Genomic DNA, 13,554 nt, shown 5'->3' with positions numbered 1-13,554 from the left:
CAAAGAAAAGGTTGGGAGCGGTTTGGTGTTTTATTTATGGCCAAAACCAGGAATATAGAGTCGTTTTTCGATAATTTTTAGAAGAAAAGAGGCACATGTTACCAGGGCAAGATAATAAAGGCCGATGATTATAAATACTTCAGTGAAACGGAAGTATTCAGTGGCGACGGTTTTACCTTCTCCTGTGAGCTCTAAACACGTAACGATATAGGCAAGAGATGAATATTTAATAAGGTAGATGATTTCATTGCCGCAGCCATGAATAGCGCGGCGCACTGCCTGGGGAATAATAATCCAGAAAATGGTTTGAAAATGGGTTAAACCGAGTGCATGGGCACCGGCGTATTGGCCGCGTTTTATGGAGAGCAGTGCTCCGCGAATATATTCTGATTGGTACGCACCACTGCAAAGAATAAAACCGGTTACAGCAGCTGCATAGGGAGAGAAATAGATCCCAAGGTTGGGTAACCCGAAGTAGAGCACAAAAAGTTGGACTACAAGCGGGGTCCCTCTGAACACGGCAGCATAGCCGTTACCAAGTAGCCGGACTGCCCGGTTGCCGTATGCGCGTAAGCACCCGGCGGTAATCCCGATAAGGACACCGCCAATGGCAGAGGGAACAATCAGGGCAACAGACATGAGCAGGCCCCGATTAAGGCTTGAAAAAAGTTCCTGATAGAATGGAGAAAAATCCACGTTTATTGCTCTCCGGTGGCTAGCTCGTTTAAGCGGTCACAGAACCCTTGCGTTTTATTGACGTTGCCCTTGGCAAGGAGCTCTTTTGGGGTTCCGGACTCCACAATCTGCCCGTTTTCCATAAAAAGAATATGATCGGCAAGGGTCGAGATCAGGCTAATTTGGTGGGTAGCCATAATCATGGTCATCCCTTTTGCAGCCAGGTTTTTGATGACGGATATGACCTCGCCTATAAGATCGGGATCGAGGGCCGAAGTTGGTTCATCGAGCAACAGTATCTTAGGATCCATTGCCAATGCCCTGGCAATGGCGACGCGCTGCTTTTGTCCTCCAGACAACTGAGCAGGGTAGAGGTCACCTTTCTCCCCTAGTCCGACCTGTTCCAGTTCCAGTCGGGCGCGTTTTTCTGCTGTATTACGGTCGAGTTTTTTTACCTTGCGCAGGGCAATCGTTATGTTGTCCAAGGCTGTGAGGTGATCAAACAGGTTGAATTCCTGAAAAATCATACCAACCTGTTGCCGCAGTCGATAAAGATCTTGCTTGTTGGAAAAATCTATCGGCTGTTGTTCCAGTTCTATCTGGCCGTCGTCCGGAATAACCAGGCAATTAATACATTGCAGCAGTGTACTTTTACCACCCCCGGAAGGTCCTATGAGGACGATAATTTCACCTTTTTCCAGTACAACATCAACACCGTTTAAAATGGTGTTGCCGTCAAAGGATTTTTGGATGGCTTGTGCTTTGAGTATTGGAGTATTGGAGGTCATTCTTGTATACCATTGTGACTGTAGCCGGGAATGCGTACCGCATCAGAAAGTTTGTTTAATGCATACACTCCTGCCCATGTCAGGAAAAAGTAGAGGATTCCAGCTGCTATATACAACGGAAGATGCTGATAGGTCCTTGAAGCGACGAACTGGGTCCGGGCCATGATTTCCGGAGCGCCTATAACAAAAGCCAGGGCGGAGTCTTTAAGGATAATGGAATATTCATTGGACCATGCGGGAATGGACATACGCAGTATCTGGGGCAATATAATAGATCGTACGGCCTGGCTGTTACTCATTCCCAAGGCACTGGCAGCTCTAAATTGGCCTTTGGGTAACGCGAGAATGGCCCCTCTGAAAATATTTGCTTGATAAGCGCCGGTTGTCAGGCCGAGAACAATGGTGACAGAGGTGAACGCGCTGAAACCTATATCGAAATAAGAAAACAGGCCAAAATAAAAAAGAAAGAGCAGTACCAAAACAGGTACACCCCGGAAAAACCAAACATAGGTGCTCAGTAGAAGCTGTATCGGCCGCTTGCCATAGACAATGCCAACCGCGACAGCAATTCCTATCAGTAACCCAAGAAACATTGCAGCAAAGACAATACCAGCGGTATTGAGAGTGCCTTGAAGAAGATAAGGAAAAGAATCTACAATAACAGAAAGGCTGGCTGGCATAATTTCCGGAGAGTGAAATATAACCCTTAGAGGTTATAGGGAGTCAGAAAATGGGGTGATGGGGTCAGGGGAAAATATATAGGATGTCTTGAATAATTAGGTTTTTTTGCAAGGTTGAAACATGCGAAAAAATACCACAGGCATAGATGCAAGATGGCCTATAACAAAAGGCGGATACCGTAGAAGTGATATCCGCCCATCGTAGATTACTTGTTTAGCTCATACTTTTTGATCAATTCATCCCACTTAGGAGATGCCATGAGCTTGGCCAGAGACGTGTTTACTTTTTCCAGCAATTCAGGGTTATCTTTGCGTACGGCATAAGCAAAATCTTCTTCGTGCATGCCGAAGGTGCCGACAATCTGTACATCTTTCTTGGAAGCTGCATCATGCGCTGGTGCATCATCCATAGCTGCCGCATCTATTCTGCCGTTTAAGACGTCCTCAACTGAAAGTGGGGAAGAGCTGTAGTAACGAAGTTCATAGTTCCAGCCATTTTTCTCGGCTTCAGCCTTGAGCCACTTTGCCTCCGTGGTTCCTTGCTGTACACCAATGACTTTTTTACCGTTCAGAATGTCTTCAATGGTCAGCGGAGAACCCTTTTTAGTGACCATAACCTGCTTGATGATCCAGTAAGGGATGGTGAAGTTGACTTTTTTAGCACGCTCTGCTGTGGCACTCATGCCTGAGGCTATTATGTCTATTTTTTTGGTCAATAAAGCGGTGATAATACCATCCCACTCAATGGGTTGGTGGCAGACTTCAACGCCGATGTCATTGGCAATCCAATCCATAGCTTCAACATCAAAACCGCTTGGTTTACCGGTTTTGTCAATGTAGGCAAAGGGAGGAAAGTTGGCATCAATACCGTTGACGATTTTGCTTTTAGCTGCAAAAGCGGTGCTGCACATGGCAAGAAGAGAGAAAGCAGCAAACAAAGCCAGGATTTTTTTCATCATAGGGTTCACCTTGTAGATTTTGATAGCTGGGGCAGTGTCTTTATATTGAAAATACACAGTACCATTAACGCCCCTGATATATAAAAAAAGATATAGTGTGTCAACGAGTTATCAACCCACTGAGCGGTTACCTCTCGTAATTGAGGTGAAGGACGTTGTAGAGACGTACCTGCCTTGGGCTATATAAGCTTAAGCTCTTCCAGTTCTTCCCAGCGGGAATAGAGCTTTTCCACTTCGTTTTGCAGCTGTTCCTGTTCGTTCCAGTAGTCCTGCAAAAGCTGTGAGTCGGAGACCACTTCCGGCGACACCATCAGCGTCTGCAGTTCTTCTATCCGTTGTTCACGTCGATTAATTTCATCTTCCATCTGGTCATATTCGCGTTGATTCATATAGGACAACTTACCGCTTTTTGGTTTGGAAGATTTCTTAGGGCGTGCTTCAGTGGTAGGTTTTTTGGGGCTCCCCTTTTCTACAAGGTGCAAGTCTGCGAGCCACTGCTCATAGTCAGCAAAAAAATTGGTGCCTCCTTTACCGTTGAAGCCAAGGATCGTATTGCAGACCTGGTCGAGCAGAAAACGATCATGGCTGACCAGTACCAATGCACCTGGAAATTCGGCCAGGCTTTCTTCCAGGACATCCAGTGAAGGAATGTCCAGGTCATTTGTCGGCTCATCAAGAAGGAGAATGTCGGCTGGTTTGAGCATCAGGCGGGCAATGAGAATTCTTGCCTGCTCACCTCCTGATAAACGATGCACAGGGGTGTCGAGCTGGTCAGGTCGAAAAAGAAAGCGTTTTGCCCAGGAAACAACGTGGATACTTCTGTCCTGATAAACAACAGAGTCGCCATCAGGAGCAAGAGCGCGTTTAAGTGTTGTATTTTTGTCCAGTTGTTCGCGGCGTTGATCAAAGCTGACAATGCGTACATTCTCTGCAGTGGTGATGCTGCCGCTATCGGGCTTAGGGCCGTCACTTTCAGTGGCTGCCGCAAGAATTTGCATCAGGGTCGATTTTCCGGTCCCGTTTCTGCCTAAAATACCCAGGCGTGATCCGGGCGAAAGCACCAGGTCAAGATTTTTAAACAGCGGGGTATCTGTAAATTGTTTGCTTATCTTCTTGCAGACCAGAAGTTTTTTAGTCTTACGATGCGTTGCATCAAATTGGATGGCAACCGAACCAGCTGCCCGATTTCGCGAACGAACATTATTCAGCTCTCCCTGGAGACGACCAGCTTCATCTATGCGATACTTTGCTTTGGTCGAACGTGCTTTCGGACCCCTGCGAAGCCATTCTGTTTCTCGTCGCATCTTGTTAGCAAGCCGTTCTTCGGTTTGTTGCTGCTGGTCCAGAAAAGCTGATTTCTTTTCCAGAAAATCAGCATAGGTACCAGTGGACTCGAGCGAGCCCTCGGGGTATACAGGACCAAGTTCAATTATTCTGTTGACTGTGTTTTCCAAAAAACGCCGATCATGGCTGACCATGAGCATCGCTGCCGGGCTTTCCGGGAGATTGGCGCGCAGTAACTTTTCAAGCCAGATTATCCCCTCAATGTCGAGATGGTTGGTCGGTTCGTCCATGATCAGTACATCGGGGTAGACAACCAGCGCTCTACAGAGTGCAAGTCGTTTACGCCAGCCGCCGGATAATTTTTGTACAGGGCTGGTTTGGTCCTCAAAGTCGGCACGACTAAGGATTGCATAGATGCGGTTATATTGCTCTGTCTGCTCAATATCCAGATCTTTTACGGCAAGATAAAGATTGTCTACGCAGTTCAGCTCTTCATGAAAAGTGTCTTCCTGAGCTACATAACTCAGGCGGGTATGTTTGGGGCTGAAAATCTCACCACTGTCACACTCGGCAAGCCCGCAGAAAATTTTCAGCAGGGTGGATTTACCGGAACCGTTGGGACCTATCAAACCGGCACGGTCCCCTGTGTGCAAATTCATGGTGATATTGGAAAACAGGGTTTGAGCACCAAATGCTTTGCTCAAACCCTTGCAACTGAGAAGTGGTAGCATAACAGCGGAATTAAATGGAACCTGTTTGTATGATTGGTATTACGCCGCAATATGATTTCCATTGCGGCATAGGGAGCCTGCCAGGCGAGTATGAATGAATGTTGATTGGTAACTTAAAATGCACCACCGTTGAAGTCAATATTGTCGGCGCGGGGATAGGATCCAAGCCATTCAAAATAAGCGCATATTTGTTGTAAAATATTACACGCTTCATGAATGACTGGGTCGTCCATGTGTCCTATCATATCGAGGAAAAAAAGATATTTCCACTGTTTGCCTTTGGTCGGCCTGGATTCAATCTTGGCAAGATCGATGTTTTTGGCTGACAGGATGGTCAATATCTCGTTTAATGCCCCTGGTCGGTTGATCAAACCCAGCAAGACAGAGGTTTTGTCTGCGCCGCTTTTTTGTGGGGATTGTTTTCCAAGGACCAGAAAACGGGTGGTGTTCCCCTGGTAATCTTCGATCCCTTTCACAACCACTTGCAGATCATAGGCCGTGACAGCGAGGTCGCTTGCAATGGCGCCGACATTGGGGTTGTTAGCAGCCATCTGTGCAGCGGCGCCGGTCGAGAACACCGGCAGGGTGGGGATGTTCGGTAGATTTTTCCGTAGCCATTCTCTGCATTGAGCAAGACCCTGGGCATGAGAGGCAACGGTTTGAATATCTTCAAGGTTTCCGGATCGACAAACCAGGTTATGGGTAATCGGCAGTTGAATTTCTCCGCATATCTGTACTTTGTAATTGAAAAAGGAATCCAGGCTTGAGGTTACAGCCCCTTCAATGGAGTTTTCAACTGGAACGATACCGTACTGTACCCGTTCTTTTTCAACCTCCTGGAAGACTTCAACAATAGCCTCAAGTGGACGGTAATCAGCTGACTGTCCAAAATATTTAACACCTGCCTGGTGGGTAAAAGTCGCTTCCGGCCCAAGATAGGCGACGGTTGCTTTTCGTTGTGATAGTCTACATGTGGTTATAATTTCGTGAAATATGGAGTGAAGGGCTTTGTAAGGGAATACCTCCTGGTTCTTTTGCCGGAGGCGATTATAAATTTCGAGTTCCCTTTGCGGATCCCACTTTGCACGCTTGGTTTCATTTTTCAACTCGCCTATTGTCAACGCACATTCAAGACGTTCTTTTAAAAGGTCTAAAATGGTATCGTCAATTTCGTCAATTCTGTCTCGGACATGAGAAATATTTGCTTTTGAGGTCATGGTTGTTCGTCTTCTAATTGGCTTGGAAAAAGTTGGACAGTGTTTGTACGTATCTGCTTAATGACAAACACGTGGTTGTACCAAAAGGCAATATGATGGCAACATATGTATTTGGTAGACACAAAGAAACCTATAGCATTTATAGGGTGAAGAAAAGAAAAAATTGAAAATGGTTGCAGGAGACATTTTTTTGCATCATATATTCTGTTACTCTTTTCTTTGTATTTTCTTCATGCAGCGTGGTTCTTCATATTTAGGGGGACTCACTTTCAGCGCTGTCTTTATCTTATCTGTTGTGTGGTTATGAGAGGAAATTTGCTTGCAGCAAACTCAAGAAAAACTTAATCAATTAAATCAAGTCCTTCTCAAGTACGGCCGGGTTGCGGTTGCTTTTTCCGGAGGTGTTGATAGTTCCCTTCTTTTAAAAAGCGCTCTTGATACTTTGGGTGCGGGCAATGTGCTGGTCCTGTTCGGATCCTCAATCTTGCTGAAACCCGAAGAGATATCGCTGGCTCAAAATTGGCTTACAACCAATGGATATCCAAAAGGGGTTGAAATGCAGGTGGTCGACTTACAACCACTTGCCTGGAAGGAATTTGTCACTAATTCAGAAGAACGCTGTTATCAATGCAAATTACGGATCTATAAACGGTTCAAGGAAATTATGGAAAAAAAAGATTTTTCCGTTCTCCTCGATGGAACCAACACTGATGATCTGAAAAGTAAAAGACCTGGTTTACGGGCTATTCATGAATTGGGAGTGAAAACACCTCTAGTGGAAGCAGGACTTGACAAGTCCGATGTACGGGAGTGTAGTCGTCTGCTTGAACTTTCCAGTTGGGAACTACCATCTGCATCGTGTCTGGCCACTCGTATACCCCATGGTCTTCCTGTTACCGAGGAGCGTGTTGCTAAAATATCCTTGTGGGAGGGCGGACTGAGTAGATTTGGATTTGACGGTTGCAGGGTTCGTTTGGACAAAGAGCGTACCAGTGTCGTCTATGTACAATTAGCCGAAGCTGACTTGCCAAAAATTGCCAATCCAGATATAAGGGTAGCCATTCTGCGTTTTTTTTATAACAACAATATCAAAAAAGTGTATCTTGACCTGGAAGGACGGTAACAACCTTATCAGTTGTAGCCAGCGCTGAAAGCCCGCTCTAACGGGCATTCAAGAAGAAAAAAACAATTTTTTTCCTTTGACAAAGAAAAAAAAGTTTATTTAACTTCCACCGTCATCGCTAGTGCCCGCTCAGGAATAAACCTGAATGTCGTGGCAGTGTTAAAATCTTTGGGAGGGAAGAATGAATAAAAAGGAACTTGTAGAAGCCATGGCTGGGGCTGCAGAAATTTCTAAAGCCGCAGCAGAAAAAGCATTAAATGGTATGCTCATGTCCATTACGGATGCTCTTGCAAAAGGAGATAAAGTAACACTTGTTGGTTTCGGAACTTTTTCCACTGTTAATCGTTCCGCCCGTAAGGCTAAAAACCCTCGCACCGGTGACATGATAGACATTCCAGCCAAAACCGTTGCAAAGTTCAAACCAGGCAGCAAGCTTGCTGACGCTGTAGAATAAATCGTTTGCCACCCAGGTTTTATATGAAAAATAGCCGGGTATAATCCGGCCGTTTTTTTGTGTTGTGCACTAATAAAACATCGGGAAGTGGCTCAGTCTGGTAGAGCACAGCGTTCGGGACGCTGGGGTCGGAGGTTCAAATCCTCTCTTCCCGACCAAGAAAATGTAGTAAAATCAAGAATTTAGATTTGTTTTGTTGATTAAAAAGGTTGGAAACACAGGCATCTGTGTTCCCAACCTTTTTTTTTCAAATACTTACAATTATGACGGTGTTTGTAGAATAAACGAAGTTTCTTGTAATTGTCTGTAATTGCGTTTTAAACTATATGTCTTTAGCCCGGATTTCTCATCAGTTCAGGCAGCGCCAAGTTCAAAGTTTTTGGTAATGAATCATAGTCGCCTATATTCATTGCCAAAATACTGAAGAAAATGGTGCTGGATGGACTGACCTTTGGTGAACATTGTGAAAAACTTTCAACTTCATCTTAGCTTCTATAACATATAAGAATTGTATGCAATTTGACAGGTTGATACAATGTTCATGAGCAATTCGGGTTAGGCCTTAGTGTACATAAAAAAAGTACAAATAATGTACATAGGTCGTACAAAGAAGTTAGAAAAAAATATGTTAATCAGAATCTTTAGTGCTGGGTTTCCGAGTAGCGGTGGTAACAATATTGTATTGCTTCAGATGGAAACAGAAAATTTATTAATCCAAGTTAACGAGTAATAATTCAGCCCGTACCATTTTTTCTATCTGTTCATTTTTGCGGCGCTCCTTCCTCAGTTCTCTCGCCGCTTCCAGCTTTTCATCTCTCTCCTGGAAAATATGTTTTTCTCGCCCCTCAAGCTTGACTATCGGTGCAATATAGCCGATTGCAAATGAAATTCTTGTTTTCGTAATACGAATTTTATCTCATTTTAACGATTAATGGACTTTATCTGTTATATCTTATGGTTATATTGATTTTCTGATAAGCTGACCACATGTGACCACGATTATGATAAATGCACGAAAAAAGAGTTCTTACTCATTCGATAAAAATCACTTGTTGAAAGGTGCGAACAACAGCTTCCCAACCACTATTTCGATCGATTGAAATGTTCCGTGATAATAAAGAATCAGGAATAAGGTGAATTGTAGATCATCTTAAATGATTAACATTGCCAATACCAGCCTCTGTTACCGTGACACTATGCGCCTCCATAACCTCTCATGGATTATGATGCGAGAAATCTGAAATTGCCTTTTTGTTGTTAGGTTTTTGAGAGGATGTAGTGGTTAAAAATCAAAAGATGAGTAGGGTGGAACCCTAGAGCAATAGAACTGAGATCATAGCTTCAACCCATTAACTTTTCTGAGCTTAATCTTTTGCACTTAATATGTTACTCCAATAAGAATTGAAGTGTAATTGGATAAATAACGTCTAATATCTTGAAAATGTCTTATTTTTTATTTTGATAATCTGATTACGTACAAAACTCAGCCAATTATCTACCGAAACAGACAGGGGACTGATTTTATTTCTCTTTTAAACTCGGGAGACTGATCGAAGACTCCGATCTGTCTCCCTGTTCCCAAAAAAATGGCTGAGTTTCATGGGTAATCAGATTTGATAATATCTTATGCTACATTACTGTGGGTCGATGACGCAACAGTTGAGGAGTGTGCCTTTATTGCTCTCCGCTATACAGACACCTCTACAGAAGTGGATGCCAACAAAACTCTCAAATTATCTTGAATCGAATGGAAGAAAAAAAACTTATACAACACGCTCTGAAGTTTTTAGCGGAATGCGACTACGATTGTCAAAGCGCTTCTCCTGAGATGATTGGCAAGAAACTTTCGATCACCATGGATGAAGTGACGAAATTACTGCAGAAACTACGCGCCGCAGAATTTATGGAGCCCGATACTTTTGCCCTGACCGGGGACGGCAGAGAGTATGCCCTGCATATACTAAAGGCACATCGACTTTATGAAACGTATCTTGCCAGAACATCCGGCCATCCCGAGTCACTGTGGCATCAGATTGCCGACGAAAAAGAGCATGACTTGACACGTGAAGACGTAAAGCAGTTGTCGGAAGAACTCGGCCATCCACGCTTTGATCCCCATGGTGATCCCATCCCTACATCAGCCGGTGAACTGCCCGAAAAGCTAGGAAAAACGTTGCTGGAATATCCTGCCGGGTGGGTAGGTCGAGTGGTTCACATCGAAGATGAACCTGCAGAGTTGTATTCTCAAATATCCAGAGCGGGTATTACAACGGATACGGTGCTGCGCATCGCTGATAAGGATACGAATACAATGACTCTCCACCTTGAGGGGGAAACCTTTCGATTTCCGAATGAAGTTGCCGATCAGATTACTGCGGTTAAGCTGAAGGCAGGAGAAACGTTGGACGAGTCTGTTGAGAGATTGTCCCGTCTGGGACTTGGAGAAAAAGCAGAGGTTGTCGGCATGTCTGCTCTTGTGCGTGGGCTTGAAAGAAATCGTCTCCTTGACCTGGGAGTTGTGCCCGGAACTATAACTCAGGCTGAACTCAGAAACCCTTCTGGCAGTCCTGTTGGATATCGTATTCGTGGAGCCTGTATCGCCCTTAGAAAAGAGCAGACCGAGCGCATCCGCATAAGAAGAGTGAGGCAATAACATGAAAAAGAAGACAACCTCCACAGGCTCAAAGCTGCAAAAGCTGGGAGTACATCTTGGCCAGGCAGATTATGTTGTAGTCCTCGCGGGGAATCCAAATACTGGTAAAAGTACCGTTTTTAATGCGGTCACCGGCCTTCGTCAACATACGGGGAACTGGCCGGGTAAAACCATCGCCAGGGCCGAGGGAGGCTTTTCTTACAACGGTAAGAAATTTCGCCTCGTTGACCTGCCGGGAACCTATTCTCTTCTTTCAGCTACCGATGATGAAGAGGTTGCACGAAATTTCATTCTTTTTGGGCGACCAGACGTGACGGTGGTTGTCATTGACCCAATGCGCCTGGAAAGAAACCTTAATCTTGCCCTGCAGGTGCTGCAGATTACTGAAAAGGCAATTGTCTGTGTCAATCTCATGGATGAGGCCAGAGCCCATGGACTAAAGATCGATGGCCAGGGTCTATCACATGATCTAGGCGTTCCTGTGGTCCTGGCTGCAGCGCGACAGGGTGAGGGGATTGATCAGCTGCTTGCGGAAATTGATAATATGGCCGGTGGCCGTAGTAGTTGCAGCCCTCATCGCCTGAATTACGATATAATCCCCAGCGTCCAGGAAAGTATGGATGAACTGGTCGGGGCCCTCGCGGAAGCCTATCCGGGCATGCCACACCGGGAATGGGTTGCCTTACGACTCCTTGAAGGCGACCAGCAGATCATCGAGGCAGTTGCCAATGGTGAAATCGGCAAGTTGAGTGAAGATCACGTTGCCACTGGTACGATTAGTGCATGTGGAAATTAAACAGAGGAATTGGCAGAGTTTTATTCTTCAAGAAATGTGAACGTTATAACACAGCTTATATTTTCTTAGGAAAAAGTGAAAAATATGGAACCGGAAAAGATTATAAAACGGGCCAGTGAATTGCGATGGAAACTCCCCCAGGATTTTCATGATCGCTGGGTTGAGATGGTCTATGCCGATTCAGCGCGCATAGCATCCAGAAATGTGGAGCAGGAAGGGGCGACTCATCGACTCAGCTGGGAACGGCGGCTGGATGCACTGCTCACTAACAAGTGGTCGGGAATGCCCATTATGATACTCATGCTGGCCCTGGTTTTGTGGATCACGATAATTGGTGCCAACGTGCCATCCAGCATGTTGGCTACTCTTTTACTAGACCATGGCCACCCAATGATGAAGCAGTTAGCCGAAGCCGCACATTTGCCGTGGTGGTTATCTGGCGTTCTTGTGGACGGGCTGTATTTGACCGTAGCTTGGGTTATCAGTGTTATGCTGCCCCCCATGGCAATATTTTTCCCACTTTTCACTCTACTTGAGGATTTTGGTTATCTACCTCGGGTTGCGTTTAATCTTGACCATCTGTTCAACCGGGTCGGAGCCCATGGCAAGCAGGCTTTGACTATGAGTATGGGTTGGGGCTGCAACGCTGCAGGTGTTGTCGCAACCCGTGTTATTGATTCTCCCCGGGAGCGGCTTATTGCGATTATCACCAATAATTTTGCCCTCTGCAACGGCCGTTGGCCCACCCAGATCCTGTTGGCCACGGTTTTTCTTGGCGCTCTTGCTCCTCCAGCTCTTGCAGGTTTTGTTTCCGCAGCCGCTGTACTTGGAATTGCCCTTTTAGGTGTGCTGCTCACTTTTTTATCATCTTGGATGCTCTCCACAACAGTACTCAAAGGAGAGGCCTCAACCTTTACCCTGGAACTCCCTCCATTCAGGCCGCCTAATTTGTGGAGAACTCTCTACACCTCACTTATTGACCGGACCTTGATTGTATTGTGGCGTGCCATTGTTTTTGCAGCACCCGCAGGTGTTGTACTCTGGACCATCTGTAACATTCCGGTGGGCGATATGTCCCTTGCCCAGTGGCTGATAGGTTTACTCGACGGTCCCGGCTGGTTGATAGGAGTGAACGGGGTTATCCTTGTGGCATATATTGTGGCTATTCCCGCAAATGAAATTGTTATTCCCACGATACTCATGCTGACTGTGATGACTACAGGTTTAAGTGGTGTTGGAGAACAGGGCGCAGGCGTTATGTTTGAGACCAGTGAGAATTCTGCTCTTGCGATGCTATTGCAAGCCGGGGGGTGGACAACGCTTACCGCCGTGTGTCTGATGTTATTCAGCCTTTGTCACAATCCGTGTTCGACGACAATATACACAATCTATAAAGAGACCAAGAGCCTCAAGTGGACACTTGTGTCAACCTTTATGCCCATCGCCTATGGTATTGTGATCTGCGGGGTTGTGGCTCTTGTGTGGCGAATGTTTACAGGCTGAGATTATTTGTCATGCTCATCGATCCTCATGTTACGATCCATGCCGGGATCAAATAAAGCATATTCGCCGGCCTGGTTATGCTGATCTTTTCTTTTTTTGTCCCTGGCCAGATGTACCATATTTGGCCCACACTTTAGCTTCAATCAAACATTCGCCTTAATGGGCTACTTAAATTCTTGTGACCATCTTTTTTGTAACAAAAGGTGTGTTGTTGAAGATATGCGAGTCCACAGGCCCGGGTAAAGAGTGTGGCTAACTGTGACGATTGGCAGCATAAGCCCTATATTTGCAAACAAAGAGTTTGGGCTGAATGAAGTGTAAAATAGTCTTTTCTATTGTCAAACGACCCAAACTTTTATTGTGTTAACATTTGATAAATGCAAGTGCTTGAGATTGCTCTGAAGTTTGAACAGGATATTTCTCTGGAATTGTCTAAAAATGTAGTAGCGATAGGCGGGATCTTGCCAAAGAGCAGTTAACCTCAGTAATTGATCATCGAGTCTAAAATTGCCACCACGAAAGTGGGTATCGTAGTTTACATGCTTGACCAAAACATAGAGGTTCGCTTAACAGCAAGTTTAGGCGTAGCAACCTTTCGAAAAGATGCCAGGGACATAGACGCACTGCTGGCCGCTGCAGACCAAACGCTTTTTAGCATTAAGGGACATATGTTGGCTGTTTAGTGGTTCTT

General features: G+C 45.3%; 10 protein-coding genes, 1 tRNA gene and 1 pseudogene. 6 read left to right on the top strand and 6 right to left on the bottom strand.

From position 1 onward, the window contains the following. Window positions 1-30: 30 nt before the first annotated feature. The 6 genes from JWH17_RS13375 to pheA all read right to left on the bottom strand — a co-directional run bounded on the left by JWH17_RS13375 (window position 31) and on the right by pheA (window position 6,334). Window positions 31-696: an amino acid ABC transporter permease gene (locus tag JWH17_RS13375; RefSeq protein WP_319547635.1), complete on the bottom strand. Its 666-nt coding sequence runs from the start codon at window positions 694-696 to the stop codon at window positions 31-33. Between the two features lie 2 nt (window positions 697-698). Then, window positions 699-1,463 carry an amino acid ABC transporter ATP-binding protein gene (locus JWH17_RS13370; protein WP_205223129.1) on the bottom strand — a complete coding sequence of 255 codons (765 nt, stop codon included), beginning with the start codon at window positions 1,461-1,463 and terminating at the stop codon, window positions 699-701. Then, window positions 1,460-2,143, bottom strand: a complete 684-nt coding sequence (locus JWH17_RS13365) for an amino acid ABC transporter permease (protein ID WP_205223128.1) — start codon at window positions 2,141-2,143, stop codon at window positions 1,460-1,462. The genes JWH17_RS13370 and JWH17_RS13365 overlap by 4 nt, the downstream gene beginning before the upstream one ends. A gap of 206 nt (window positions 2,144-2,349) precedes the next feature. Continuing rightward, the gene (locus JWH17_RS13360; RefSeq protein WP_205223127.1) at window positions 2,350-3,102 is read right to left on the bottom strand and encodes an ABC transporter substrate-binding protein; all 753 of its coding nucleotides are present in this window, start codon (window positions 3,100-3,102) and stop codon (window positions 2,350-2,352) included. A gap of 179 nt (window positions 3,103-3,281) precedes the next feature. Continuing rightward, a complete protein-coding gene (locus JWH17_RS13355; protein ID WP_232371083.1) occupies window positions 3,282-5,090 on the bottom strand; it encodes an ABC-F family ATP-binding cassette domain-containing protein in 1,809 nt (602 codons plus the stop codon). 140 nt (window positions 5,091-5,230) lie between these two features. After that, window positions 5,231-6,334: a prephenate dehydratase gene (gene pheA / locus JWH17_RS13350; protein ID WP_205223125.1), complete on the bottom strand. Its 1,104-nt coding sequence runs from the start codon at window positions 6,332-6,334 to the stop codon at window positions 5,231-5,233. Between the two features lie 319 nt (window positions 6,335-6,653). Here pheA and larE point away from each other — a divergent pair, with 319 nt between their 5' ends. From larE to JWH17_RS13315, 6 genes and pseudogenes are all read left to right on the top strand, one after another. Further along, window positions 6,654-7,457, top strand: coding sequence for an ATP-dependent sacrificial sulfur transferase LarE (gene larE / locus JWH17_RS13345; RefSeq protein ID WP_205223124.1), 804 nt, complete (start codon window positions 6,654-6,656; stop codon window positions 7,455-7,457). 181 nt (window positions 7,458-7,638) lie between these two features. Then, window positions 7,639-7,911, top strand: a complete 273-nt coding sequence (locus JWH17_RS13340; RefSeq protein ID WP_205223123.1) for an HU family DNA-binding protein — start codon at window positions 7,639-7,641, stop codon at window positions 7,909-7,911. An 81-nt stretch (window positions 7,912-7,992) separates the two neighbouring features. After that, a tRNA-Pro gene (locus JWH17_RS13335) sits at window positions 7,993-8,069 on the top strand. Window positions 8,070-9,658: 1,589 nt separating this feature from the next. Beyond that, the gene (locus tag JWH17_RS13330) at window positions 9,659-10,564 is read left to right on the top strand and encodes a metal-dependent transcriptional regulator (protein ID WP_205223122.1); all 906 of its coding nucleotides are present in this window, start codon (window positions 9,659-9,661) and stop codon (window positions 10,562-10,564) included. 1 nt (window position 10,565) lies between these two features. Beyond that, window positions 10,566-12,863 (top strand): annotated as a pseudogene (gene feoB / locus JWH17_RS24880) (ferrous iron transport protein B). A 539-nt stretch (window positions 12,864-13,402) separates the two neighbouring features. Continuing rightward, a complete protein-coding gene (locus JWH17_RS13315) occupies window positions 13,403-13,546 on the top strand; it encodes a nucleotidyl cyclase domain-containing protein (RefSeq protein WP_205223119.1) in 144 nt (47 codons plus the stop codon). Window positions 13,547-13,554: the final 8 nt, after the last annotated feature.

The sequence above is a fragment of the Desulfogranum marinum genome, from assembly GCF_016918565.1.
Classification (GTDB): domain Bacteria; phylum Desulfobacterota; class Desulfobulbia; order Desulfobulbales; family Desulfobulbaceae; genus Desulfogranum; species Desulfogranum marinum.
The sequence above is the reverse complement of the archived record's forward strand: the minus strand, read 5'-3'. Positions and strand labels throughout refer to the sequence as shown.

Bases quoted from the DNA above. Each gene is read 5' to 3' on its own strand.
- JWH17_RS13370 (WP_205223129.1), bottom strand. From the start codon at position 1,463: ATGACCTCCAATACTCCAATACTCAAAGCACAAGCCATCCAAAAATCC.
- JWH17_RS13365 (WP_205223128.1), bottom strand. From the start codon at position 2,143: ATGCCAGCCAGCCTTTCTGTTATTGTAGATTCTTTTCCTTATCTTCTT.
- JWH17_RS13360 (WP_205223127.1), bottom strand. From the start codon at position 3,102: ATGATGAAAAAAATCCTGGCTTTGTTTGCTGCTTTCTCTCTTCTTGCC.
- pheA (WP_205223125.1), bottom strand. From the start codon at position 6,334: ATGACCTCAAAAGCAAATATTTCTCATGTCCGAGACAGAATTGACGAA.
- JWH17_RS13340 (WP_205223123.1), top strand. From the start codon at position 7,639: ATGAATAAAAAGGAACTTGTAGAAGCCATGGCTGGGGCTGCAGAAATT.
- JWH17_RS13330 (WP_205223122.1), top strand. From the start codon at position 9,659: ATGGAAGAAAAAAAACTTATACAACACGCTCTGAAGTTTTTAGCGGAA.
- JWH17_RS13315 (WP_205223119.1), top strand. From the start codon at position 13,403: ATGCTTGACCAAAACATAGAGGTTCGCTTAACAGCAAGTTTAGGCGTA.